This is a genomic window from Leisingera daeponensis DSM 23529 (assembly GCF_000473145.1).
Taxonomy (GTDB): Bacteria; Pseudomonadota; Alphaproteobacteria; order Rhodobacterales; family Rhodobacteraceae; genus Leisingera; species Leisingera daeponensis.
Genome location: NZ_KI421500.1, coordinates 1,005,121 through 1,029,021 on the forward strand (window position 1 = coordinate 1,005,121; position 23,901 = coordinate 1,029,021).

The 23,901-nt window shown below is 63.5% G+C and carries 20 protein-coding genes, 1 tRNA gene and 1 pseudogene; 11 read left to right on the forward strand and 11 right to left on the reverse strand.

Annotation, left to right across the window (positions count from 1 at the left end; all coding sequences use genetic code 11):
- Positions 1–39 precede the first annotated feature (39 nt).
- Positions 40–125, forward strand: a tRNA-Leu gene (locus DAEP_RS0105295).
- Positions 126–242: 117 nt separating this feature from the next.
- Here the strand turns inward: DAEP_RS0105295 and DAEP_RS0105300 are convergent.
- The 3 genes and pseudogenes from DAEP_RS0105300 to ypfJ form a co-directional block, all read right to left on the reverse strand.
- On the reverse strand, positions 243–908 hold the full coding sequence (locus DAEP_RS0105300) for a class II aldolase/adducin family protein (protein ID WP_027243927.1): 666 nt from the start codon (positions 906–908) through the stop codon (positions 243–245).
- 14 nt (positions 909–922) lie between these two features.
- Entirely contained in the window at positions 923–2,029 is a 1,107-nt protein-coding gene (gene mtnA / locus DAEP_RS0105305) for an S-methyl-5-thioribose-1-phosphate isomerase (protein ID WP_027243928.1), read from the reverse strand.
- A 135-nt stretch (positions 2,030–2,164) separates the two neighbouring features.
- A pseudogene (ypfJ, locus tag DAEP_RS22435) lies at positions 2,165–3,011 on the reverse strand (KPN_02809 family neutral zinc metallopeptidase).
- A gap of 400 nt (positions 3,012–3,411) precedes the next feature.
- On the opposite strand from ypfJ, the gene DAEP_RS0105315 reads away from it, so the two are divergent.
- Both DAEP_RS0105315 and DAEP_RS0105320 read left to right on the forward strand, forming a co-directional pair.
- Entirely contained in the window at positions 3,412–4,512 is a 1,101-nt protein-coding gene (locus DAEP_RS0105315; RefSeq protein WP_084204399.1) for an efflux RND transporter periplasmic adaptor subunit, read from the forward strand.
- Between the two features lie 3 nt (positions 4,513–4,515).
- The gene (locus tag DAEP_RS0105320; RefSeq protein ID WP_027243930.1) at positions 4,516–7,641 is read left to right on the forward strand and encodes an efflux RND transporter permease subunit; all 3,126 of its coding nucleotides are present in this window, start codon (positions 4,516–4,518) and stop codon (positions 7,639–7,641) included.
- A gap of 66 nt (positions 7,642–7,707) precedes the next feature.
- On the opposite strand, the gene DAEP_RS0105325 is transcribed toward DAEP_RS0105320, so the two are convergent.
- Complete coding sequence (locus DAEP_RS0105325) at positions 7,708–7,920, reverse strand: hypothetical protein (RefSeq protein ID WP_027243931.1); 213 nt, start codon at positions 7,918–7,920, stop codon at positions 7,708–7,710.
- Between the two features lie 506 nt (positions 7,921–8,426).
- Here DAEP_RS0105325 and DAEP_RS0105330 point away from each other — a divergent pair.
- The 3 genes from DAEP_RS0105330 to DAEP_RS0105340 all read left to right on the forward strand — a co-directional run bounded on the left by DAEP_RS0105330 (position 8,427) and on the right by DAEP_RS0105340 (position 12,536).
- Entirely contained in the window at positions 8,427–9,389 is a 963-nt protein-coding gene (locus DAEP_RS0105330) for a TAXI family TRAP transporter solute-binding subunit (protein ID WP_027243932.1), read from the forward strand.
- Positions 9,390–9,498: 109 nt separating this feature from the next.
- Positions 9,499–12,108 (forward strand): TRAP transporter permease, encoded by a 2,610-nt coding sequence (locus DAEP_RS0105335; protein WP_027243933.1) that lies wholly within the window; start codon positions 9,499–9,501, stop codon positions 12,106–12,108.
- Entirely contained in the window at positions 12,105–12,536 is a 432-nt protein-coding gene (locus DAEP_RS0105340; protein ID WP_027243934.1) for a universal stress protein, read from the forward strand. The genes DAEP_RS0105335 and DAEP_RS0105340 overlap by 4 nt, the downstream gene beginning before the upstream one ends.
- Before the next feature lie 27 nt (positions 12,537–12,563).
- Here the strand turns inward: DAEP_RS0105340 and DAEP_RS0105345 are convergent, their stop codons facing one another.
- From DAEP_RS0105345 to DAEP_RS0105355, 3 genes are read right to left on the reverse strand one after another with little or no spacing between them, the layout of a single operon-like run.
- A complete protein-coding gene (locus DAEP_RS0105345) occupies positions 12,564–13,613 on the reverse strand; it encodes a lipocalin-like domain-containing protein (protein ID WP_027243935.1) in 1,050 nt (349 codons plus the stop codon).
- Complete coding sequence (locus DAEP_RS0105350) at positions 13,603–16,020, reverse strand: ABC transporter permease (RefSeq protein WP_027243936.1); 2,418 nt, start codon at positions 16,018–16,020, stop codon at positions 13,603–13,605. The genes DAEP_RS0105345 and DAEP_RS0105350 overlap by 11 nt, the downstream gene beginning before the upstream one ends.
- Entirely contained in the window at positions 16,017–16,673 is a 657-nt protein-coding gene (locus tag DAEP_RS0105355) for an ABC transporter ATP-binding protein (protein WP_027243937.1), read from the reverse strand. Before DAEP_RS0105355 ends, DAEP_RS0105350 begins: the two co-directional genes overlap by 4 nt.
- 192 nt (positions 16,674–16,865) lie before the next feature.
- Here DAEP_RS0105355 and DAEP_RS0105360 point away from each other — a divergent pair, with 192 nt between their 5' ends.
- Positions 16,866–17,315 carry a potassium channel family protein gene (locus tag DAEP_RS0105360; protein WP_027243938.1) on the forward strand — a complete coding sequence of 150 codons (450 nt, stop codon included), beginning with the start codon at positions 16,866–16,868 and terminating at the stop codon, positions 17,313–17,315.
- On the opposite strand, the gene cls is transcribed toward DAEP_RS0105360, so the two are convergent.
- The gene (cls, locus tag DAEP_RS0105365; RefSeq protein ID WP_027243939.1) at positions 17,312–18,727 is read right to left on the reverse strand and encodes a cardiolipin synthase; all 1,416 of its coding nucleotides are present in this window, start codon (positions 18,725–18,727) and stop codon (positions 17,312–17,314) included. The two genes, DAEP_RS0105360 and cls, sit on opposite strands and share 4 nt — an antisense overlap.
- A gap of 146 nt (positions 18,728–18,873) precedes the next feature.
- On the opposite strand from cls, the gene DAEP_RS0105370 reads away from it, so the two are divergent.
- Both DAEP_RS0105370 and DAEP_RS0105375 read left to right on the forward strand, forming a co-directional pair.
- Entirely contained in the window at positions 18,874–19,740 is an 867-nt protein-coding gene (locus DAEP_RS0105370) for a YihY/virulence factor BrkB family protein (RefSeq protein ID WP_008553667.1), read from the forward strand.
- Between the two features lie 130 nt (positions 19,741–19,870).
- Positions 19,871–20,059: a hypothetical protein gene (locus DAEP_RS0105375; RefSeq protein WP_027243940.1), complete on the forward strand. Its 189-nt coding sequence runs from the start codon at positions 19,871–19,873 to the stop codon at positions 20,057–20,059.
- A gap of 6 nt (positions 20,060–20,065) precedes the next feature.
- Here the strand turns inward: DAEP_RS0105375 and DAEP_RS0105380 are convergent, their stop codons facing one another.
- The 3 genes from DAEP_RS0105380 to DAEP_RS0105390 are packed head-to-tail and all read right to left on the reverse strand — an operon-like array spanning position 20,066 to position 22,357.
- Complete coding sequence (locus tag DAEP_RS0105380) at positions 20,066–20,782, reverse strand: RlmE family RNA methyltransferase (RefSeq protein WP_008553735.1); 717 nt, start codon at positions 20,780–20,782, stop codon at positions 20,066–20,068.
- Between the two features lie 51 nt (positions 20,783–20,833).
- On the reverse strand, positions 20,834–21,214 hold the full coding sequence (locus DAEP_RS0105385; RefSeq protein ID WP_027243941.1) for a hypothetical protein: 381 nt from the start codon (positions 21,212–21,214) through the stop codon (positions 20,834–20,836).
- Between the two features lie 30 nt (positions 21,215–21,244).
- Positions 21,245–22,357 (reverse strand): Ppx/GppA phosphatase family protein, encoded by a 1,113-nt coding sequence (locus DAEP_RS0105390; RefSeq protein WP_008553621.1) that lies wholly within the window; start codon positions 22,355–22,357, stop codon positions 21,245–21,247.
- A 284-nt stretch (positions 22,358–22,641) separates the two neighbouring features.
- On the opposite strand from DAEP_RS0105390, the gene DAEP_RS0105395 reads away from it, so the two are divergent.
- Complete coding sequence (locus tag DAEP_RS0105395) at positions 22,642–22,938, forward strand: virulence factor (protein ID WP_008556214.1); 297 nt, start codon at positions 22,642–22,644, stop codon at positions 22,936–22,938.
- 27 nt (positions 22,939–22,965) lie between these two features.
- Entirely contained in the window at positions 22,966–23,892 is a 927-nt protein-coding gene (locus tag DAEP_RS0105400) for a methylenetetrahydrofolate reductase (protein WP_027243942.1), read from the forward strand.
- Positions 23,893–23,901: the final 9 nt, after the last annotated feature.

The window sequence follows — 23,901 nt, forward strand, 5'->3', positions numbered from 1 at the left end:
CTAGACCTTGGCGGCAGCCTTGGCTAGGAAAAGGGCGTGGCCCAAGTGGCGGAATGGTAGACGCAGGGGATTCAAAATCCCCCGATGGCAACATCGTGAGAGTTCGAGTCTCTCCTTGGGCACCACAGATTTCCGCGATATATCAAACGGATGCGCAAGGTTCTTAAGCCTGGCTAAGTGAGGCGGGCAAGACCGCCCCGCCGCGGACATTTCCCCCGGGCTGCACTTTCAACCCGCCAAAATCAGCGGCTGTCCTTCAAGCCGTAATCCGCGAAGGCCGCGATCACTTCTGCCATCTCATCCTCGCTCAGGATATGCGGTTTTCCCAAGGTGAGACTGGCCGCATAACCCTTTGCCAGCGTTTCAAGCTCCACCATCCGCCAGAGGGCACGGGAAAGGCTTTCTCCGGTGGTGACGGCGCCATGGTTGGCCATCAGGCAGGCACTGCGGGCCTGCAAAGCACGGGTGATATTCTCCGACAGCTGGCGGCTGCCGAACAGGGCGTAGTCCGCCACCGGCACGTCGCTGCCGCCAAAGGCCGCCACCATGTAGTGGCAGGCTGGGATCGCCTGGCGGTTCATCGCCAGCGCGCTGCAATAGACGGGGTGAGCATGGACGACGGCGTTGACGGCAGGTTTGGCCTGCAGGATGGCCAGGTGAAAGGGCCATTCCGTAGAAGGTTTCAGCTGGCCCGCCGGAGCTTCGCTGCCGTCGAGCGGCATCTTCACCAGCATCTCTGGCGCCATCTGGTCATACGGCACGCCGGAGGGGGTGATCAGCATGTGATCCCCCGCACGCACGGAGATATTGCCGGATGTGCCCTGGTTGATGCCTGCAGAATTCATCTCCAGACAGGCACTGATCACCGCCTGCCGCAAAGAGGTGCTGTCCTGGTAGGGAGGTTTCACCTGAGACGCCCCTGTCATGCGGATTTTGCGGCGGCCATTTCCGGGAACAGCCCGGCCAGGCCGTCTTCGCTGGCGTCGCAGATGCCGCGTTCGGTGATCAGGCCCGTGACCAGCCTGTTGGGCGTCACGTCAAAGGCGGGGTTGCCGCCAGGCGTGCCATCGGGTGTGACCTGCACAACGCCGATCTCACCGCTCTCTGTCTTACCTTGCACATGGGTAATCTCGCGCGCGCTGCGTTCCTCGATCGGGATTTCCGCGACGCCGTCGGCAACGGTCCAGTCAATCGTCGGCGAGGGCAGGGCGACATAGAAAGGCACGCCGTTGTCCTTGGCCGCCAGCGCCTTGAGGTAGGTGCCGATCTTGTTGCAGACATCGCCGCGGCGGGTGGTGCGGTCGGTGCCGGTGATCACAAGATCGACCTGGCCGTGCTGCATCAGATGGCCGCCGGCGTTGTCGGTGATATAGCTGTGGCTGATCCCGTGGCTGCCCAGTTCCCAAGAGGTCAAAGCGCCCTGGTTGCGCGGACGGGTTTCATCCACCCACACGTGGATCGGGATACCCGCGTCATGCGCCTGGTACATCGGGCTGGTAGCGGTGCCCCAGTCGACGGTGGCGATCCAGCCAGCATTGCAATGGGTCAGCAGCCGCACCGGCTCGCCCTCCGGTTTGCCGGCGGCGATTTGTTTGATGAGCTCAAGGCCATGCGCGCCGATGCTGCGGTTGATCTCGACATCTTCATCCGCGATTTCATGGGCCAGCGCCAGGGCCGCCGCGGCGCGCTCGCCTTCGGCCAGCGGGCGCAGATGGTTGCGGCAGCGGTCCAGCGCCCAGCGCAGGTTGATGGCTGTGGGGCGGGTGGCGTTCAGAAAGCTCCAGGCCTGATCCATCGCGGCATCGGACGGATCCAGCCGCATCGCCAGCGCCATGCCATACGCCGCGGTGGCCCCGATCAGCGGCGCGCCGCGCACCCGCATCTCGACAATTGCGTCGGCAAACTCCTGCAGCGTGCTGACCTGCTGGATGCGAAAATCATGCGGCAGCCAGCGCTGGTCAATGATTTGCAGCGCGTCCTTGTCTTGATCCCACCAAAGGGACCGGTAATGCGTACCGTCAACTTTCATCTGGCTGTCTCCCTAGTCCGGCGGCCATCGGCGGGCCGCCGGAATCGCTCCGGTGTCGGGCGCTGGCCTAGCGCCGCCTGTGAGGTTAGACAACCACCAACACCAGCAGAATTCAATGAACCCGCAGCCGCCGGATCAGAGCGAGTTCGCCGAGAAGGTGTCGCAGGTGCTGATATCCCCGGTCTCATACCCGCGCGCGAACCAGGCCTGCCGCTGGGCGCTGGTGCCGTGCGAGAATGTATGCGGCTGCGGCACCTGGCCCGCATTGCGCTGCAGCGTGTCATCGCCGATCTGTTTGGCAGCATTCATCGCTTCGCTGATGTCGCCCGGCTCCAGCGTGCCGAGCTGATCCCGGGCATAGCGGGCCCAGATGCCGGAGAAACAATCGGCCTGCAGTTCGGTGCGGACGGAGATCGCGTTGGATTCGACTTCGCTGACCTGGGCGCGGATGCGCTGGGTCTGGCCAAGGATGCCAAGTTCATTCTGGACATGATGGGCAACCTCATGCGCCACCACATAGGCGGCTGCAAAATCGCCGCTGGCGCCCAGCCGCTGGCTGAGCGTGGTGAAAAAGGCGGTGTCGAGATAGACCTTCTCATCCAGCGGGCAATAGAACGGCCCGGTCGCGCCGGAGGCCCCCGCCGCAGGGCGATTGCGTCACGCCCTTGTAGAGCACCAGAACCGCAGGGTCGTAAGCCCGCCCTAGCTGCTGGTCGAAAATCGTGGCCCACACGTCTTCTGTATCGGCCAGGGCGACGCTGACGAATTCGGCCGCAGCCTGGTCGGCCTCGGTGACCGGCGCGGATTGGCTGCTTTGCGGTGCCGTGCCTTGCAGCAGCGGCGTCAGATCCACCCCCAGGAAGGCCCCGACCACAATAATCAGAAGTGCCCCCGCGCCGCCGATCCCGGCGGTTCTGCCGGTGAAACCCCGGCCCCGCCGGTCCTCAATGTTGCTGCTTCCGCGGCGACCTCTCCAACGCATGGTATCCTCCTGGCATCCTGGCCTGCCGGCATCTGCGGGATCAGATAGCGGCGCGGGGGCAGCTATCAACGGGAGCCCGCCCGGCCGGCCTGTCCGCCGGGTTCCCGTGTTGATAACCCCTGGCCGCCGCCTGCGGTTCCCGCCCTGCGGTGGCTGAGCCGCTCGAAAGGGGAATATTCAGGGCGGTTGCCCGGGCCTAACAGCAAGAGAAACGCCCGAGCTGGCACAACGGCTCTTGCGGTTAAGGTTAGCAAATTATTGAATGGAGGAAATTTCGTTACCGCAAGAGCGGCCGTCACAGCCGTTGCTGCAATCATTCCTAATATACTTCCCATATTCGAAAGGGCACAGCATGGCACGATTTTGGACTGCAGGCCTGTCTGGTGGAACCAGTCTTGCGATGGTTGCAGCAGCAGGGCTGACGTTTGCAGGGCCTGCAGCCGCCCAGCAGGGCGCGGCGCCGAAGGTGTCGGTTGCGCAGGCTGTCGTGAAGCCGATCAAGGACACGGCCACGTTCATCGGCCGGGGCGAGGCGATTGACAAGGCGGACATCATGGCGCGTGTCAGCGGCTACCTGGAAGAGGTGCTGGTGGAGGACGGCGCCGAGGTGGAGCGGGGCGATGTGCTGTTCCGCATTGAGCGCAGCGCCTATGAGGCGGTGCTGGAAAGCCGCAGCGCGGAACTGGCGCAGGCGGAGGCCAATCTGGAACTGGCTTCGCTGGATCTGGCCCGCAAACAGGAACTGTTCGAGCGCGGCTCCGTGCCGGAGGCGGACCGCGACACCGCGCGCGCCAATGAGCTGGTGGCCGAGGCCCAGGTGCGGGCCGCCAAGGCCGCGATCCGGCAGGCAGAACTGGATCTGAGCTACACGGAAGTCAGCGCGCCGTTCTCAGGCCGCCTCGGCCGGGTGCAGGTCAGCATCGGCGATGTCGTGAGTCCCGGCGGCTCGCCCCTGGTCAACATCGTGCGGGAGGCGCCGGTCTATGTCTCCTTCTCGCTGAACGAAAAACAGTTCGTCGAGATCCTGCAGGAGCTTGAGACCAATGGCCGCGACCGGTCCGACACCGGCACCGCACCGGAGGTGTTCGTCGTGCTGCCCAATGGCGAAGAGCTGGAGGAAAAGGGCCGGATTGCCTTTGCCGGCAACCGGGTCGACCCGGCCACCGGCGCCGTCACTGTGCGGGCGAAATTCGAAAATGACAACCGGCTGATCCTGGACGGCGCCTTCCTGACCGTAGGCTTGCAGTCGCAGGAGGCCGTCGACCGCATCATCATCAGCCAGGCCGCAATCCAGCGCGATCAGCAGGGCCCGTTTGTGCTGGTTGTTGACGCCCAGAACCAGGTTCAGCAGCGCTATATCGCGACCGGGGATGTGCAGGGCACCGGCATTGTCGTGCTGGACGGGCTGACGCAGGGCGAAACCGTGGTGGTCCAGGGCCTGCAAAAGATCCGCCCCGGCGTCGAGGTGGATCCCGTCCCGGCGGCACAGGCTGGAGAGTAAGCGATGTTTTCCTCTCTCTTCATCTCACGCCCGAAATTCGCGATTGTCATTTCCCTGGTGCTGACAGTCATGGGGGTGATCGGGTATTTCGTGCTTCCAGTCGCCCAGTTCCCGGAAATCACCCCGCCGGTAGTGAACGTCACCGCCAGCTATCCGGGCGCCAACGCGGAAACCGTTGAAAAAAGCGTCGCCGCGCCGATTGAGGCACAGGTGAACGGGGTGGACGGGATGCTTTATATGTCCTCCAACTCCGCCGACAACGGCAGCTATTCGCTGTCGGTGACCTTCGAGGTTGGCACGGATCCGGACATTGCCTCCGTCAATGTGCAGAACAGGGTGGCGCAGGCGGTGGCAGCACTGCCTGCCGAGGTCACCGCGAATGGTGTGGTGACGCAGAAAAGCTCTTCCAACATGCTGCTGGTGACAGCGCTCACCTCACCCGACGGGACCTATGACAGCGTGTTCCTGTCGAACTATGCCGCCATCAACATCAAGGATGCGCTGGCGCGGGTGGCCGGCGTCGGCAAGGCGGACATCCTGACAAACTTTGAATACGCCATGCGCGTCTGGCTCGATCCCAACAAGATGGCAGGCCTCGGCATTTCGCCCGGCGACGTGATCAACGCGGTGCGCGAGCAGAATATCGAGGTCTCGGCGGGGCAGGTGGGCGCACCGCCGGTGCCCGGCGACCAGGTGTTCCAGTACACCATCAAATCCAAGGGCCGCCTGACCGAAGTCAGCGAGTTCGAGGACATTGTGATCCGCACCGGTGATGGCGGCAGCACCGTGCGGCTGAGCGACATCGCGCGGGTGGAACTGGGCGCCTCCAACTACAGCGCCTCCGGCTTTTACGACGGCGTGCCGGCCACCATCCTGGCGGTCTACCAGGCCCCTGGCGCCAATGCGCTTGCCGTTTCCGAAGCGGTGCTGGCCGAGATGGACAGGCTGGCGCAGGACTTCCCCGCAGACGTCGCCTATTCCGTGCCTTTCAACACCACTGATTTTGTCGAGCAATCGCTGAACGATGTGGTCTCCACCCTGATGATGACCTTTGTGCTGGTGATCTCGGTGGTGTTCATCTTCCTGGGGTCCTTCCGGGCCACCGTTATTCCGGCGGTGGCTATCCCGGTGTCGCTGATCGGGACTTTTGCGTTTCTGCTGGCGCTTGGCATGTCGCTCAACACCATCTCGCTGTTTGCGCTGGTGCTGGCGATCGGCATCGTGGTCGATGATGCCATCGTGGTGGTAGAGAACGTCGAACGGATCATCGCCGAGGAGGGGCTGCCCCCGGCGGAGGCTACCCGCAAGGCAATGGGCCAGATCACCGGACCGGTGATTGCGACCACGCTGGTTCTTCTGGCGGTGTTTGTGCCGGTCACCTTCATGCCCGGGATCACCGGCAAGCTGTATTCCCAGTTTGCCGTCACCATTTCGGTTGCGGTGGTGATCTCCTCCATCAACGCGCTGACGCTGTCGCCGGCGCTTTGCGCCATCGTGCTGAAACCCCGCTCCGGCCCGCCCAAGGGGCTTCTGGCGGTGTTTGAGAACATGATCGGCGGTGTGCGCAGCGGCTACCTGAGCGTTGTCACGCGCCTGCTGCGCCTGCCGGTGATCGGGCTGGCGATTATCGCAGCTTTCGCCTTCGGCACCGGAGCGGTGTTTACCGCGACCTCCAAGGGCTTCCTGCCGTCCGAGGACAACGGGTACCTGTTTGTCGATGTGCAGCTGCCCGATGCGGCCGCTTTGGGGCGGACGGAGACGGTGACCAGCCGGATCGACGAGCAGATCCGCCAGATCCCCGGCGTTCAGGGCACTGTCCTGGTCAATGGCTTCAGCCTGCTGAACGGGGCCGGCGCCAATGGTGCGATGATCATCGCCAACCTGGCGCCGTGGGGTGAGCGGCAGAGTGAGCCCCTGCAGCCAAACGCCATCCTTGGCCAGATCTACGGCATCGCCAACACCGAGGCGGCGGCCAGTATCGTTGCCTTCAATCCGCCGCCGATCTCCGGCCTGGGCATGTCGGCCGGTGTCGAGATGGCGGTGCAGCAGACTGCAGGCGGCACACCGCAGGATCTGGCGCAATCCGTCGGCTCGCTGGTCTATTCCGCCAATCAGCGGCCCGAGATTGCCCAGTCCTACACCACCTTCCGGGCCAACGTGCCGCAGGTTTTTGTCGATCTGGACCGGGAGAAGGCCAAGACGCTGAACGTGCCGATTGCCGAGGTCTTCCAGACCATGCAGACGCATCTGGGGTCTTACTATGTCAACGATTTCAACCTGTTCGGGCGCGTCTACAAGGTTATGCTGCAGGCCGAAGGCTCCTATCGCGACAAGATCGAGGACATTGGCGGCCTGTATGTGCGGGCGCAGTCCGGCGAGATGGTGCCGTTGTCGACCCTGATAGATGTGGAGAACGTTCTGGGGCCGGTTCTGCTCAAGCGGCACAACATCTTCCGCTCGGCCACCGTGACGGCAGTGCCCGCGCCCGGGCTGTCAACCGGCGATGCCATCCGGGTGATGCAGGAGGAGGCCGCGACGGCGCTGCCGCCGGGCTATGCTTTTGAATGGACCGGCACCGCGCAGCAGCAGCTGGACTCCGCCGGGCTGGTGACGGTGATCCTGGCGATGGCGGTGCTGTTCGGCTACCTGTTCCTGGTGGCGCAATACGAAAGCTGGAGCATGCCCGTGGCGATCCTGCTGTCCGTCATCGTCGCCTTGTTCGGGGCCGTGGCCGCAGTGGCTATCGCAGGCAACGACATCAACCTCTACACCCAAATCGGGATGATCATGCTGATCGGCCTGGCGTCAAAGAACGCCATCCTCATCGTGGAATTCGCAATGGAGCAGCGCGCCGCAGGGCTCAGCATCCGCGACGCCGCGCAAGAGGCGGCCAAGCAGCGGTTCCGCGCCGTGATGATGACGGCGCTGTCCTTCCTGCTGGGGGTGGTGCCGCTGATGGCAGCCTCCGGCGCGGGCGCCGCCAGCCAGCGTGCCATCGGCATCGCGGTCTTTGGCGGCATGCTGGCAGCGACGGTGGTCGGCGTGATCGTGGTGCCGGTGCTTTATGCGATGATGCAGGGTGTGCGCGAGCGCATCAAGGGCACGCCGGCGGCCAGCCCGGCAGAATAACGTCAATGCGGCCCCCGCGAGCCTGCGGGGGCCGTCCGCATCTTCGCAAGCTTGGGCTTCGGGAAGTCAGCCCTGGCGGGCCCGCAGCCCGCGGTCATGGGCTGCCGACAGGATCAGATCCCATTTCCGCGGCGTGCAGCGGAATTCCGGCTCCACATCGCAGGTCAGCGGCGCACTGGCCTCCTGCGGTATCTTGCGGGCTTCGGCGGAGACGCAGCGCTCCAAAGCCCAGAAATCCGTCAGCGACGGGTTGTCGTGAATGACTTGGCTCAGCAGCATTGCCGCAAGCTCCCTGACTTGGTGCCCGCAGGTCCGGTTCTTGAACAGCGGATCAATTTTTATGGGACGCGTATTAGCGCCATCTGCCGGATTTGTCACCAGAACAATCCCCGGCCGGCCGCAAATCAGCGCAAAAAGCGGCGTCTCCAGCGCTGCCGCCGGCAACCGCCAAAGTGCCGGTTGCGCGGTGCAAGAATCGCGTGACCGCAGATTTCCCCTTGCAATTAAATTCTTTGTATGCCGGCACCCGAGAACCAGCGCAGGCTGACGGGGAAAATTACTTAACTGTTGTCAATACAGAAAAAAAATCGGTTTTAGGGGGTGCGTCAATAGATAGCACTCTTGACTTGGGAGGCCCCCGGTGAAACCCTTGCGGGCGTGCAAAAAATATCCGCACACGCCTTGCTTGGGGGCCAAATTCTCTGGCCGTGCGTGGAGCATCATACCGCTTTCGCAAATTTCCGGGCCGGGCTGCAAATCATAAGACAAGTGGGAGAGACTTGATCATGAAACACACCAAGCTGGCGATCGGTGCTTTGGTGACCGCGGCCTTTATGGCTCCGGCAGCATCTGCGCAGGAATTCATCACCATCGGCACCGGCGGCGTTACCGGCGTGTATTACCCGACCGGGGGCGCCATTTGCCGTCTGGTGAACAAGGGCCGCAAGGAGCATGGCTTCAAGTGCGCCGTCGAATCCACCGGCGGCTCGGTCTATAACGTCAACACGATCCAAGAGGGTGAACTGCAGTTCGGCGTGGCGCAGTCCGATATCCAGTACAATGCGTACAACGGTGTCGAACAGTTTGATGGCCAGGCCTTTGAAGGGCTGCGCGCTGTGTTCTCGGTGCATCCCGAACCGTTCACCGTGGTCGCGCGTGCGGACGCTGGCATCGCCACCTTTGACGATCTCAAGGGCAAGCGCGTCAATATCGGCAACCCGGGGTCCGGCCAGCGTGCCACCATGGAAGTTCTCATGGAAGCCAAGGGCTGGGGCATGGAAGAGTTCGCGCTGGCGACCGAGCTGAAGGCGGCGGAACAGTCCGCAGCCCTGTGCGACAACCAGATTGACGCGATGATCTACACCGTTGGCCACCCCTCCGGCTCTATCCAGGAAGCGACCACCGCCTGTGACTCGGTACTGGTTCCTGTCGACGGTGAAGCCGTTGAGAAACTGGTTGCCGACAACTCCTTCTACCGCACCGCCACCATTCCCGGCGGCATGTACCGCGGCACCGACGGGGACGTGAACACCTTTGGTGTCGGCGCGACCTTCGTGACCTCGGCAGACGTTTCCGAAGATGCGGTTTACGCAGTCGTCAGCTCGGTGTTCGAGAACTTCGAAGCCTTCCAGAAGCTGCACCCGGCCTTCACCAACCTGAAGCCGGAAGAGATGATCAAGGACGGCCTGTCGGCTCCGCTGCATCCTGGCGCAGAAAAGTACTACAAAGAAAAAGGCTGGATCCAGTAATCCGCCGGAACAATGGGGCGGGGCGCATCAGCGCCCCGTTTCTGCCCCCGTGGCGGGGGAGGAAATTTGAGGCCGTGCCGCTCCACGCCGGCCCAAGGGGAGATTATCCATGACATCCGATGCTCAGGGAAATCGACCGCTCAGCGAAGAAGAGCTTCAGGAACTGGTCGCGTCCTCCGACGCCGGCGCCCGCAACCCGGTGGGGAGTGTAGGGCTGTTCCTGGCCATCGTCGCGGTCATCTGGTCGGTTTTCCAAGTCGCGCTGGCCTCGCCGCTGGCCAACCTGCTGCTGCCCGGCAGCGTGATCAACAATTCGCGGCAAATCCATTTGGCGTTTGCCATTTTTCTGGCCTACGCCGCCTATCCTGCATTGAAATCCAGCCCCCGCGGCTATGTCCCGGTCCAGGACTGGATCTTTGCCATCGCGGGCGCCGGCATCGCGCTTTACGGCTATATCTTCTATCAGAAAATCGTCGATTCCGGCGGCCTTGCAGATGACGTGGACAAATTGTTCGCGCTGGCAGGCCTGCTGCTGCTGTTCGAGGCCGCGCGCCGCGCGCTGGGGCCGGCAATGGCGATCATCGCGACGATCTTCCTGCTTTACGTGTTCTTCGGGTCTTCGGACTACGTGCCCGAGGTGATCCGCTGGAAGGGCGCAAGCCTGAAGAAGGCGATGAGCCACATGTGGATCACGTCCGAGGGCGTGTTCGGCATCGCCCTGGGGGTGTCGACCAAGTTCGTGTTCCTGTTCGTTCTGTTCGGTGCGCTTCTGGATAAGGCGGGCGCCGGCAACTACTTCATCAAGATGGCGTTTGGCGCACTTGGCCACCTGCGCGGCGGCCCGGCCAAGGCGGCCGTTGTGGGTTCTGCCGCAACCGGCCTGATCTCCGGCTCTTCGATCGCCAACGTGGTCACCACCGGCACCTTCACCATTCCGCTGATGAAGCGGGTGGGCTTCACGTCAGAGCAAGCCGGCTCGGTTGAGGTCGCCTCCTCGGTGAACGGGCAGATCATGCCGCCGGTGATGGGGGCTGCGGCCTTCCTGATGGTGGAATACGTGGGCATCTCTTACGTCGAGGTGATCACCCATGCCTTCCTGCCGGCCGCGATTTCCTACATTGCGCTGGTCTACATCGTGCATCTGGAAGCTGTGAAACGGAATATGCCGACGCTGGGCAACCGCGTGGTGTCCATGGGCCGCACCATTGGCGGCATGGCGCTGTTCTTCGCAGGTTTCGCAGCGCTTTGCTACGGCGTGCAGTATCCGGTGAAATGGATTGTTGCCGCGATGCCGGGTGCCTCCGGTTTGACGCTGTCAGCACTGGTGGTGGCTGCCTATGTTGCCCTGCTGTGGCTGGCCTCCGGCGTGGACGACCTGGTGCCGGATGATCCCAACGCCGAAGAGGTCGAGCTGCCGGTGGTGGGCGAGATCTACAAGGCGGGTCTGCATTACCTGCTGCCGATCATTGTGCTGGTCTACTTCCTGATGATCGAACAGAAGTCGCCCGGCCTGTCCGCCTTCTGGGCAACGGCGCTGCTGTTTGTGATCCTGCTGACCCAGAAACCGCTCAAGGCCATTTTCCGCGGCCAGAGCGACATGGCCAATGCCTTCATGCAGGGTGTCAGCGACCTGTGGCACGGGCTGATCGACGGCGCCCGCAACATGATCGGCATCGCGCTGGCCACGGCCACCGCGGGCGTGATCGTGGGCACAGTGACCCTGACCGGTGTGGGGCAGGTGATGTCTGAGCTGGTCGAGTTCATCTCGGGCGGCAACCTGATCCTGATGCTGGTGATGGTGGGCCTTCTGTCGCTGGTTCTGGGCATGGGCCTGCCGACCACCGCAAACTATATCGTTGTCAGTTCGCTGATGGCCGGTGTGGTGGTGGAACTGGGCGCCCAGTCCGGCCTGATCGTGCCGCTGATCGCCGTGCATCTGTTTGTGTTCTACTTCGGCATCATGGCCGACGTGACGCCGCCTGTGGGGCTTGCCAGCTTTGCGGCGGCGGCTGTGTCAGGCGGCGATGCCATCCGCACCGGATTCACCGCTTTCTTCTACAGCCTGCGGACCGTGGCGCTGCCGTTTGTGTTCATCTTCAACACCGATCTCCTGCTGATCGACGTGAACTGGATACAAGGGATCCTGGTTGCCATATCGGCCACCATTGCGATCCTTGTCTTTACTGCGGGCACCATGGGCTATTTCCTCAGCCGCAACCGCATCTATGAAAGCATCCTGCTGATCTTTGCCGCCTTTGCGCTGTTCCGGCCGGACTTCTTCATGGACCGCATCATGCCGCCCTTTGCCCAGGTGCCGCCGGCGCAGCTTGTGCAGGCGCTGGACGAGGCAGAGCCAGGCGCGGAACTGCGGATCACCGTGGAAGGTCCTGATTTCGACACCTCCGGAACCAAGAGCACCACTATGATCCTGACGGCTGACGGCACCGGCGGCCAGGCGGCAGTGGATGCCTATGGCCTGCTGCTGCTGGAGGAAGACGGCGTGGTAAAGCTGGAAGAGCCGATGTTCGGCACCCCGGCGGCGCCCAATCTGGAGAGCTTTGATTTCTACGCCGACGAACCGGTGCAGATCACTTCCATCAAGGCTCCGGCAAGCCAGCTGCCCAAGGAGCTGATCTTCATCCCGGCCCTGCTGCTGGTGGCGCTGGTGGCGTTTCTGCAGCGCGGACGCGCACGTGAAGAGGAAGGAGTAACGGCATGAGCAAACCTGTTCTTTGCGCCCTGGAACTGAGCGACCGCGCCTTGGACGAAAAAGTCCTGACCGAGGCCGCCCGGCTGGCGGAGCTTGACGGCGCCCAGCTGGACGTCGTCAACGTTCTGCCCAACTTCGGCGAGACCTGGGTGTCCGGCTTTTTCGAGGAACACCACCACGAAAAAGCGGTAGAGGACACCGCCAAACGGCTTCAGGACCTGTGCAGGAAGGTGCTGGGCGAAGAGCGCAATGCCAAGGTGCGCCACCTGGTCGCCACCGGCACCGCCTATCAGGAGATCCTGAAAGTGGCCGAAGCAGCGGGCAGCGGGCTGATCGTGATCGGCGCGCACAAGCCCGACTTGAAGGACTACCTGCTCGGGCCGAATGCGGCCCGGGTGATCCGGCACTCGGATTGCTCGGTCTTTGTGGTCCGCTGAAACCTTTAGGGGCGCCTTCGGGCGCCCTTATTCGTAGCCGGTCATCTCAAGATAGCCCGTGCCGCTGTGGCTGCCGGTGACAGTGACAGGCCCCTCCCAATAGGGAAACGAGGTGCCCATCCAGCTTTGCGGGTTCAGCGCCTGAACCTCTACAGATACCCCTTTGCCGGGAAGGGCGGCGCGCCAGCGTGTCGGGATACTGCGGCCCTCCACCATTGTGTAATCCAAGGGGTCGGCCTGAAAAGTCCCAGGCTCCAGCGGCTCCGCCGTACCGTCCGCGGAAATCCAGGTGCCAGAGGTGAAATCGCCGCTTTCTGCCCGCAGGACAAACCCCATCAGCTTGGCGCCGCTTTCAAAGCTGAGCGAGAACCAGTCCCAGCCGCTTTGGTCCTCAGCCAGCGGCTGGCTGGACCACTCCCGGTCAAGCCAGCCGTGGCCCGTGACCTCCACTGCGCCGCCGGGCAGCGTGACTGTGCCGCTGACCTGGTAATGCGGCTGGGAGTAGTAATAGCTGGCCTGGCCGCCGGCGGATTTGACGGAGTACCCATCCTCGCCATGCAATACCAAAGGGCCGTCCGCGGTGAGCTGCAGGTCATAGGAAAAACTTTCGCCCGCAGCGGTGAGTGTCAGATTTTCCAGGTCATCTTGGGCCGACGCCATCTGCCAGTTGTCGATCCAGGCCGTGAAGGGCTGCGTTGTCACGCCCGCCTGGCCGATGCCGCCGCGGGCGATACGTTCGGCAACCAGATGCTGATCGGAGGCGGTCACCGCCGCATGGGCCAGCCAGACCTGCGGGCTCTGCCAGCCGACTCCTTCGCCCGGGGCAAGGGCCGAACGGAACAGAGTCCATTGGATGCCGTAGTCCCGCCCGTCCGCATCTTCAAGATTGGCGGTCAAGTACCACCATTCAATGCGGAAATCCGGGTGCGGACCGTGGTCCTGCGGGAACGACAGCTGCTGGCCGCGCTGTGGCGTGGCGAACCCTTCGGCGTCGCTGCCCAGCCCGGCAAACCCCTGCGCCAGCGCGGGCGAAGCCGATGCAGCAAATACAATGGCGAGGACAGTTCTAGCGTTCATTGGCAAACACCTTGAGCAATTCGGCCGGATCCAGGCGGCTGAGTCGGCGCGCGGGCAGGGCGGCGGCCACCACGGCGGCCAGCAGCGCCAGCAGGAACAGCCGCAGCCAGTCACCCGGAAAGACATGCATCGGAAGCTTCCAGCCAAAAGCTTCGACATTGATCACCGCCAGCAGCGCCCAGGCCAGAATCAGCCCTAGCGGCAGCGCCAGCATCGCGGTGATCGCGGCCAGCAGCAGGCTGCGCAGCATCTCGGTTGCGGCAAGCTGGCGGCGGCTGAGCCCCATCGCCCAGACCGGCGCCAGCTGCGGCAGGCGCTGGCTCCACAGGGTCAGCAGGCTGGTCAGCATGGCAAAGGCAGCCACCCCAAGCGTCAGCAGGTTCAGCGCCGCGGTGATGACAAACGTCCGGTCGAACACCGCCAGGGAACGCGCCTTGAGACTGGTCTGGTCAATGATGTTTTCCCTTGGAATTTCAAAACTCTGCCGTATGGATTTGATGAGTCCGGGAACCTCCTGCGGCGGTAAGCGCAGGCCAAATTGCCGGTTCGGCACATCGGGCGCGCGGGCCAGCAGCTGGTCAAGCGCAACAATCGCCTGACCGTTGGGGTTGCCGTAGTCGGAATAGATCCCGCCAATGGCCAGAACCCAGCCCGGTTCCAGCTGGAAGTTGCCGCCGGGCGACAGATCATAGCGGCGGGCAAGCTGTTCGTTGATCAGCACCGCTTCTCCGGCAGCCACTTGGTCCCAGACCTGAGGCAGGGCGTCCAGCAGCGGCCAGTGCTGGCGGTAGGTCGCATCGTCCGCCACGCCATAAATCCGCAGCGGCGCACCCTTGAACCGCACATCGCTGCTGCGGATGGGCAGCACCGTAACCCCCTTACTGTCCAGCCATTGGGCAAGCTCTGCACCTTGGGCGTCGGTGCGGGCGGTGACATAAACCTCCGCCGCCAGGCGCTGATCCAGCCAGCCCACGAAGGTGAGCCTGAAGCTGGAAACCATTGTTCCAACGCCGATATTCGTGGCGAGCGCGAGCAGCAGCGCCATCAGGGCGAGCGACATGCCCGGCAACTGAGCGCGGGTGTCGGCCCACAGCCATTCCGCATAGGGACGCCGGGCCAGCCGCGCCCCCAGCCGCAGGCCCGTGGCAATCAGCAGCGGCAGCAGCAACGCCGCGCCCAGCATCAGCCCGCCAAGGAAGACAAAACCGGCGACAAGTCCTTGGAAAATAGAAATAACAGCAGCTCCCGCCAGGATGCAGGCGGTGCCGGCCGCAGCAGACAGCAGATGCGACCGGCCGGCCTGCTGCCCGCGGGCGCGCGTCGCAGGGGCCGCCAGCAGCGGCATCCGCCACAGCGCAAAAAGCGCTTTTGCACCAGCCAGAAAGGTGCCGCCAAGCGCCATTGCCAGTCCGGACAGAACCCAGCCCGGACGCAGCGAAAGGCTGCCATCGACCGGCGCCCCGTACAGCCCGGCAAGCGTGGCGCTGACATCCGGCAAAAGCGCCGCGGCAACGATATAGCCGCCTGCCAGCCCCGCTGCGCCGGCGATCACAGCCACCGACGCCAGTTCCGCGGCAAACAGGCCGGCCAGCACCTGCATCGGCACGCCCAGACCGCGCAGGGTTCGGATCAATCCCCGGCGCTGCTCCAGGCTGAGCGTGATGGCGCCCTGAACGATGAACAGCCCGACGGCAAAGGACAGCAGGCCAAAGGCTGTGAGGTTCAGGTGGAAACTGTCCGTCAGCCGCGCCGTATCTGCTGCTGCGCTTTTGGCCGCCACACGCGTCAGCTCCGGGGCCAGCTCCGCCAGCGGTGTCAGGCCCGGGGCCTGGCCGGGCAGGACAAGCAGGTAACTCAGCGTGCCGGGCTGCCTCAGCAGGCGGCTGGCGAGGCTCAGGTCTGCCACCAGCACACCGCGGGGCAAGGCGCTGGTCCGGGTTACCGGGTGCTGCTTCTGCGCGGCAGCTAGCTCCGCCGCGGTGTCCGGATGCGCGAAAATCCGGCCCGGCGGCAGCAGCGCGTCCAGCGGTGCCGCGCCGTCTTGTTCCGCGGTGTTTGCCAGATCGGCCACCAGCGGATGACCAAGCAGGTCGATCCCCATGATATCAAAGCTTTGCCGCCCGAACCTGACAGAACCTTCCAGAACCGGCGCCAGCGCCCAGCCCGCCCGCCGCAGGGCGGCATAGCGGGCCAGCTCAATGCTTCCGCTGCCGGGCACCAGCCGGTCCGCCCCGGAGGTGCCGAGCTGCTCTGCCGCGCGGGCATAGCTGGCCCGCGCCTCGCCGTTGATCGCCTGAACCGCCGACCACAAGCCGGTTGCCAGCGCCAGCCCGATAATCAGTGTTGCAAGTTGCAGCGGGTGGCGCCGCCAGTGGGACAGGATAGCTGCCAGCGCGGCGCGGGTCATGCGGCCTTGCCGTGCTTCAAGTGCAGCTGGCGGTCCAGCATCTGCGCAATCGCCGCAGAATGGGTCACCAGAAACAGCGCAGCACCGCTTTCCCGCACCAGTTCCAGCATCAGTTCCATCACAGCCGCGCTGGCGGTTTCATCCAGATTTCCGGTCGGCTCATCGGCCAGCAGCAGCTTTGGACGCAACGCAAGGGCGCGCCCGATCGCAACCCGCTGCTGCTGGCCGCCTGAAAGCTGCTCCGGATAGCGCTCAAGCATCCCGGACAGCCCAAGCCGGTCTGCCAGCTGCTGGCCCCACACCGCGTCCCAGCGGCCGCCAAGCCGCGCGTGCAGCGAGATGTTTTGCCGGACCGTCAGGGAAGGAATCAAATTGAACTGCTGAAAAACCAGGGAAACCTCGTGCCTGCGCAGCGCCGCGCGCTGGCCGTCGCCCAGCCGGGAAAGCCGGGTGGTTCCGATTTCAATTTCACCGCTGTCGAAATGGTCCAGCGCCCCCGCCAGATGCAAAAGGGTGCTTTTGCCGGAGCCGCTGTCCCCGGTCAGCGCCAGGCTGGTGCCCGCGGCCAGATCGAGCGAGACGCCGCGCAGCACCGCGTCTTCCGCGGTCTGGCCGGGATAAGCCTTGGTCACGTTGCGGACTTTCAGAACCATCCTGCGGCACCTCCGGCGTTAGGCCGTCTTTTCCTGCAACTGCACTCAATACCGCTGGCCGGAGGAAGTCCAGTGCGGCACAAAGACAGGGACGGGATCCCGCGGCTGGCGGTCCTTGCACGAAGTGTTTAAGAACTAAAACCAATTGAGCGGCCAGCAATGGCCAGAGCGGCGGCGAACACGAGGGCCGGAATGACACTGTGGAACCAGTTGCTGTGGGGCTCGATCTATCTGAGCTTTTGCCTGATTTTGGAAATTCTGGTTCTTGTCTGGTGCGCGTCGGTGCTGAACAAGCTTTCGGCCCGGTTTTCCAAACCCTACCGGCGCTGGCAGATCGGCCTGATGCTGGTGGCCGCCATTTTCATCATTCTCGGCGGCCATACCGCGCAGGTCTGGATCTGGTCCTCGGCCTTTGTTCTGGTTGGTGCGATCGGGGACTGGAACACCTCCGTCTACTTCTCGCTCGCGACCTATACCACGCTAGGTTACGGCGATGTGGTGCTGGGGCCGCCGCTGCGGATCTTTGCCGCTTTCGCGGCCGTGACCGGCCTGTTCGGGTTCGGCATCAGCACCGCCTTCCTGGTCAGCGCCATGGGACGCCTGTTTTCCCTGAACGGTCAGTCATATGACGGCAAGGATTAAAGCACCGGCGCCAGCAGCCGGGCCACCGGGGCCAGCAGCCGGATACTCAGCTTTTGCTGGTCCAGCGGCAGGCTGAGCTCCGTCGAACGCTGAAAATCCTGCCGCAGCATCTCTGCAATTTCCCCGGCAGAGGCGCGGTCGAAAAACAGCGCCATCGTCTCAAAGTTCAGCCGGAACGAGCGGTTGTCGAGGTTGGCGGTGCCGACGGCGGAGATCGTGTCATCAATGACGAAACATTTCTGATGCATAAAGCCGCCCTGATAGCGCAGGATGCGGACGCCAGCCTCCCGCAGCTCATCGAAATAGGCAAAGGCCGCCAGCCAGGGCAGCACGTGGTCGGCGTAGTCCGGCAGCAGGATCCGCACATCAAGCCCGCGCAGCGCCGCGTGTTTCAGAACGGCAAACACATCCTGATCCGGCACAAAATAGGGCGAGGCCAGCCACACCCTTTCCTGCGCGGCGGAAATGGCTGAGAAGTACAGCATCGAGCCGTTGCCGGTGGTGTCGCCAGGCCCGGTGGCGGCAATCAGCGCCGGGCGGTCCTGCGGCGAAGCTTCGGCTTCCCAGTTCAGCAGGTCCAGAACCGGTTCCTGGGTGCGCCAGTGCCAGTCCTCGGCAAACGAGAGCTGAAGCTGCTGAACCACCGGGCCGGTCAGCCGCACATGGGTGTCGCGCCACGGGCCGGCGGCGGGGTCCAGCCCCATATACTCATCCCCGACGTTCAGGCCGCCGGTAAACCCGATGCGGCCATCCACGACGACGGTTTTCCGGTGGTTGCGGAAGTTGATCCTGAGCCGGTGCCAGGGGCCGCGCTGAACCGCCGGGTCGATGAGGTTCACACCGGCATCCTCCAGCGCGCTGGTGTAGGCGCGCGGCAGCTTGCGGCTGCCGATGCTGTCGGTCATCAGCCAGATGGTCACGCCGCGCTGCGCCGCAGCGATCAGACGCTTTTGCAGCGCCAGGCCCAGATCGTCGGCATGCAGGATGTAGTATTGCACAAGGATGTATTCCCGTGCGTTTTCAATTGCCTCAAAGATGGCATTGAAGGTTTCTTCGCCGTCAATCAGCAGCGTCATGCCATTGCCGCGGCACACGTTCGTGCCGGCAATCGCTTCAAACGGGCTGGTGTTGACCGGCAGTTCCTGCGCGTCCTCGGAGTGGGCACTGGTATAATTGCGGGTGGCAATCACCGCCTGTTCCGCTCGGCGGCGGGCCTTCCAGTAGCCTCTGAACCTGTGATGCCCGAAGATCACGTAAGCGGGCAGGGCGATGACCGGGGCGGACAGCAGGAACACAACCCACCCGATTGCCCCCTGGGGCGTGCGGGCCGTGCGGGCCGCGCTGAGCGCAGCCAGTCCGGCCGCCGTCCAGGTTGCGGCGATCGCGCCCGTGCTGACAATAAACCAGAACATTCCGCGGCCTCGAATTTACACCTTTGCACTTACCTAATATGCGCATCGCCCGCACACCATAGGCGGTTATGCTACACGCAACGCTAAAACCGCATAAAGGGCCATTGATACTGGATATTTGCGGGCGGCTGTGGAACCTTGCCTGCATGCCGATCCTGCCCCCTCTGAGCCGCTGGCCCGCAGCGCTTCTGACCGCCGCCCGCCGGTTCAACCGGAAGAACGGCTGGGTCATGAGCAGCCACATCGCGATGTCGATGATGCTGGCGCTGTTCCCGTTTGTTCTGTTCACGGTTGCGCTGGCCGGCACCGTGGCCAGCCTGCTGTCGCAAGAGGTGGAAATGGACCTGATGACCGAGCAGGTGTTCAGCGTCTGGCCCGACGCCGTGGCGCGGCCGATTCTGACTGAGCTGAAGTCGGTGCTGCAGACGTCGAACACCCAGCTCGTGACCCTGGGCGGCCTGTTCGCGCTGTATTTTGCCTCCAACGGGGTCGATGCGGTGCGGGTGGCGATGGTGCAGGCCTACCACGATACCGACACCCGGCCGTTCTGGCGCGCCCGCGCCCTGTGCATCGGGCTGGTCATCATGGGCGGGGCGGGCATTCTGGCTGTCGCCTTTTTCGAGGTGTTTCTGCCGCTTTACGTGCGCCACATCACCAAGCTGCTGCCGTTCGCCAGCGTCCCGCAGGGCTGGGAGCAGGGGCTGAGCGGCCTGCTGGCGCTGGCGCTCCCCATTGGCGCGGTTCTGGCCTTTCACATCCTGCTGCCGGGCCGGATCCACCGGTTCCGGCGGATTTTGCCGGGGGCGGTGCTGACCCTGCTCCTGTGGCTGGCCTGCGCCAGCGGGTTTGCTGTCTACGTCGGCTCATTCGCCCGGTATTCCGCCACATATGCCGGGCTTGCGGGGGCGATGGCGGCGATGATCTTCCTCTATCTGAATTCCGCAATCCTGATCCTTGGCGCGGAATTCAACGGCGCCTTAAGCGACATGGCCGACAGCATGGGCCGGACATGACGGCTGCGGCTTTCGCGCAACTGTTTCCGCATTTGCAACAATAAGGCAGGCTTTGCCACAATTGAGCCCCGGTTGCGGCCTAATCCCTGTCTAAACCTGCAGGAAAGCAGCAGAACCAGAAGGGGGCATCATGACAAAACTGCAAAACAAACTGCGCCACATGCGTCTGTTCGAACTGATGCGCCAGCGTGAAATGGCCAGCCATGTCAGCCGCAAGCTGCGGGTGTCCCGGCTGACCGATGACGACGGCGATGAGGCAATCCTGCTGCGCACTCTGGCCAGCCGGTCGCTGACGACCCCGCACAACCGCCCGGTCTGAGGCTGCTTAGCCGCGGAACCCCATGGCGACAACGAATTTCTCGGAGCTGTCCGACCGCGAGGAGGGCGGCTTCATGTTCATCACCTTGGTGAACTTCTGCTTCAGCAGCTTCTGAAGCTCTCCCTCGGCGCCGCCTGCCAGAACCTTGGCCACAAAGGTGCCGCCCTCTTCCAGAACGTCAAAGGCGAAATAGGCCGCCGTTTCACACAGCGAGATAATCCGCAAATGGTCGGTCTGCTTGTGTCCTGAACTGGCCGCCGCCATGTCCGACATCACCACATCCGCCTTGCCGCCCAGCCATTCCTTAACCTGGTCGTCGGCGCCCTCATCCATGAAATCAAGCTGATGGAACTCGGCCCCGGCCAGCGGCTCCACCTCCTGCAGATCCACACCGATGATGCGGCCCACGGCCTTGCCCGGTTTTTCCCCCAGCGCATTGATGCGCTTCACCGCAACCTGCGCCCAGCCGCCCGGCGCGCAGCCCAGGTCGACAACACGGGCGCCATTTACCAGGAACCGGAATTTGTCGTCCAGCTCCATGATCTTATAGGCTGCGCGGCCGCGGTAGCCTTCGGCCTGGGCGCGTTTCACATAGGGATCGTTCAACTGGCGCTGCAGCCAGCGGGTCGAGCTGAGCTTGCGGCCGCGGGCGGTCTTCACCTTGACCTTCAGATCCCGCTGGCCGCGGCCGGATGTGTTTTTACCAGTGGGGGTCTTTGCCATGAGCGTTTTCTCCGAAGTAAGCGCTGCAGATAACCTCTTGCACCCGCCGGATCAAGGCGATGCTTTTTCCCCGGATAGCGCAAGGTCCGGCCAAGGAGCGGATATGCCGAACAGCACATATCCTAAAAGGTTGGCAGCCTTGTTCCAAAGGCTGTTCTTCTCTGCCGGGGCGGGCGGAGGATCAGCTTCGCAGTCACCGGCTGCCAAGGGGCTTAGATGCCCGCTCTGAATTGCGCTGAGAAACTCAGAGGCCTCCGCTGAATCTTCGGCCGGAACACTGACCGGAACCCCGCCGAATGCCAGGCTGTAATGGGGCAGCAGCGCCATGGTGTTGATCCAGGGGCAAAATACCTTGAACCCCGCAGCCTCCAATGCAGAAACCGTTACTGAGACGGTGCTTAGCCGGTAGGCTATGGCAATGACCGTATACATGCATGGAACCTTCCGGATGCTGCTGATCTGTCAGTAGGGCCCGTCCTCCAGAACGCCATCCGCGCTCATCTGCGCGTAGAGCAGGCCTTCGCGCAGACCGCGGTCCGCAACCGACAGCCGGTCCGTCGGCCAGCAGCGCAGCAGCGCCTGCAGGATTGCGGATCCGGACATGATCAGCGCCTGCCGGTCCTCGCCGATGCGGGGGTCGCGGCGGCGGCCCTGGGGCCCAAGGTCCAGATAACCCCGGATCACCTTGTCAATCTGATCGCTGGTCATCCGCAGCCCGTCCACCTTGGTGCGGTCGTAGCGCTTAAGCCCCAAGTGCGACGCGGCCACCGTGGTCACGGTGCCGGAGGTGCCGACGATCTGAAACCCCTCGCGCACCTGCTCATTCTTGTAGGGGGCGAAATCTGCCAGGTTCTCCTCAAAGAACCAGCTCATCAGTGCAAAGCGGGCTGCGTCATCTTCCACATCGTTGAACTGATCGCGCAAAGTGGCGACGCCCAGCGGGACGGAAATCCAATCCACCACCTTGGCGGCGGGGAAGGGGCTTTCGCTCAGCTGAAAACCGTTGTGCAGCCGCATGATCGCCGACGGCCGGTCGCGCCGCGGGACGGAGGAGATGTCGATCCACACCAGTTCAGTCGAGCCGCCGCCGATATCGACCACCAGCAGCTGTTCGGTCTTGGTGGAAACGAGCGGTGCGCAGGAGATGACCGCCAGACGTGCCTCTTCCTCCGGCTGGATGATTTCCAGCGTCAGCCCGGTCTCGCGCTTGACCTGGCGGATGAAGTCGCGGGCGTTCTTGGCCCGGCGGCAGGCCTCGGTCGCAACCAGCCGCATCCGCCGGACCCTGTTGCGCTTGAGCTTTTGCTGACAGATCCGCAGCGCCTGGATAGTGCGCGCCATCGAGGACCGCGACAGCCGTCCGGTCCGCTCCAGCCCGGCGCCCAGTTGCACCGACTTGGAGAAACTGTCCACCACATGTATTCCGCTGCCCTTGGGCTGGGCAATCAGCATACGGCAGCTATTTGTACCCAAATCCAGCGCAGCATAAAGCGCATCTGGATCGGGACGGGCCGGTGCAGGGGTTTCAACCGCTTGGGGAAACGCGCCCGCACCTTTCGAGCGCCTGGGCGCCATGATTCACGCCCTCCGATTATCGTGTTAACTGTGACAATAGGTGCGCAGCTGCGGCGGCGCAAGCTCCAGCCGCCAGAAGCGGAGCAATTTCCGCTGCCTAGCGGGTGCCTCATAATCCATATGAATATTTTGGCGGTAAGCCGCTGTGGCATTCGACGGTTCACAAAGCTAGGGTCGCAACAGCAAAACGTCGCTCAATCCCATCGTGTTGTCGAAATTCGACCAACTTGCCGAGCGCCGCCGCTCTAGAACGTGGTCTATCCAGGCTAGGAGGAAATCAGGGCATGCCCGACGTTACGATCGTTTACTGGCGCGATATTCCTGCGCAGGTCATCGTTGGCAAAGGCCGCCGCGGCGCCAAGCGCCAGCTCGAAGAACGGTTCGAGCAGGCCATCGACCGCGCGGCCATGAAGGTGAACGCCAAGGACGCGGACGCCTATCTTGCCGAGTGGCGCAAGGCAGCCCCGTTTTCTGTCGAGGGTGAGGCAGCCGATGTTGCCGAAGCCGAGGCCCAACGCCTGGAAGCTGAGTATGATCAGGACCGCCTGAAGGCGCTGATTGCAAATGACGGATGGGCTTGACCCGCAGACCACTCTTGGGAGGCCGTGATGGCTTTGCTGAACTTTAAGAAACGTGACACTGGCGCCGCCCAGACCGTCAACCCGCAGGTCGAAGCCTTCCTGCAGGACTACTCGATCGAAGTCATGCCGCGCACCGCGGAGAAGGTCGAGAACTTCCGCGACCTGCTGCCGGCCGGCACCCGTGTCTACATCGCGCACATCGAAGGCACCCCGATTGAGGATATGGTCGCCACCGCCAAGCGCCTGAACGCCGAAGGCTTCCCGGTGATGCCGCACTTCCCGGCGCGGATCATCAAGGACGAGGCCACTCTGGCCGACTGGATCGCCCGTTACCGGGGCGAGGCAGACGTCAAGCAGGCGCTGATGCTGGCGGGCGGCGTGGCCAAGCCGCACGGCGACTTCCACAGCTCCATGCAGCTGCTGGAAACCGGCCTGTTCGACAAGGCGGGCTTCACCAGCCTGCACGTTGCCGGCCACCCGGAAGGCAACAAGGACATCGACCCGGATGGCTCGACCAAGAACGTCTTTGAAGCGCTTCAGTGGAAACAGAAATTCTCTGAGCGCACCGACGCCAAGATGGCGCTGGCCACCCAGTTCGCGTTTGAAGCAAAGCCGATCATCCAATGGGCAAACGGCCTCAAGGCTGCGGGCATCGACCTGCCGATCCACATCGGTATCGCCGGCCCGGCCAAGCTGCAGACGCTGATCAAATTCGCCATCGCGTGCGGCGTGGGCCCGTCGCTGAAGGTGCTGCAGAAACGCGCGATGGACGTGTCCAAGCTGCTGCTGCCCTACGAGCCGACCGATGTTGTGGCCGAACTGGCCGCCTACAAGGCCGAGAACCCGGACTTCAACATCACCAACGTCCATTTCTTCCCGCTGGGCGGCATCAAGACCAATGCCACCTGGGCCATCAACAACGGCGGCGCCTCGGCGAAGCCGGTCAACTCCTAAGGATCAACA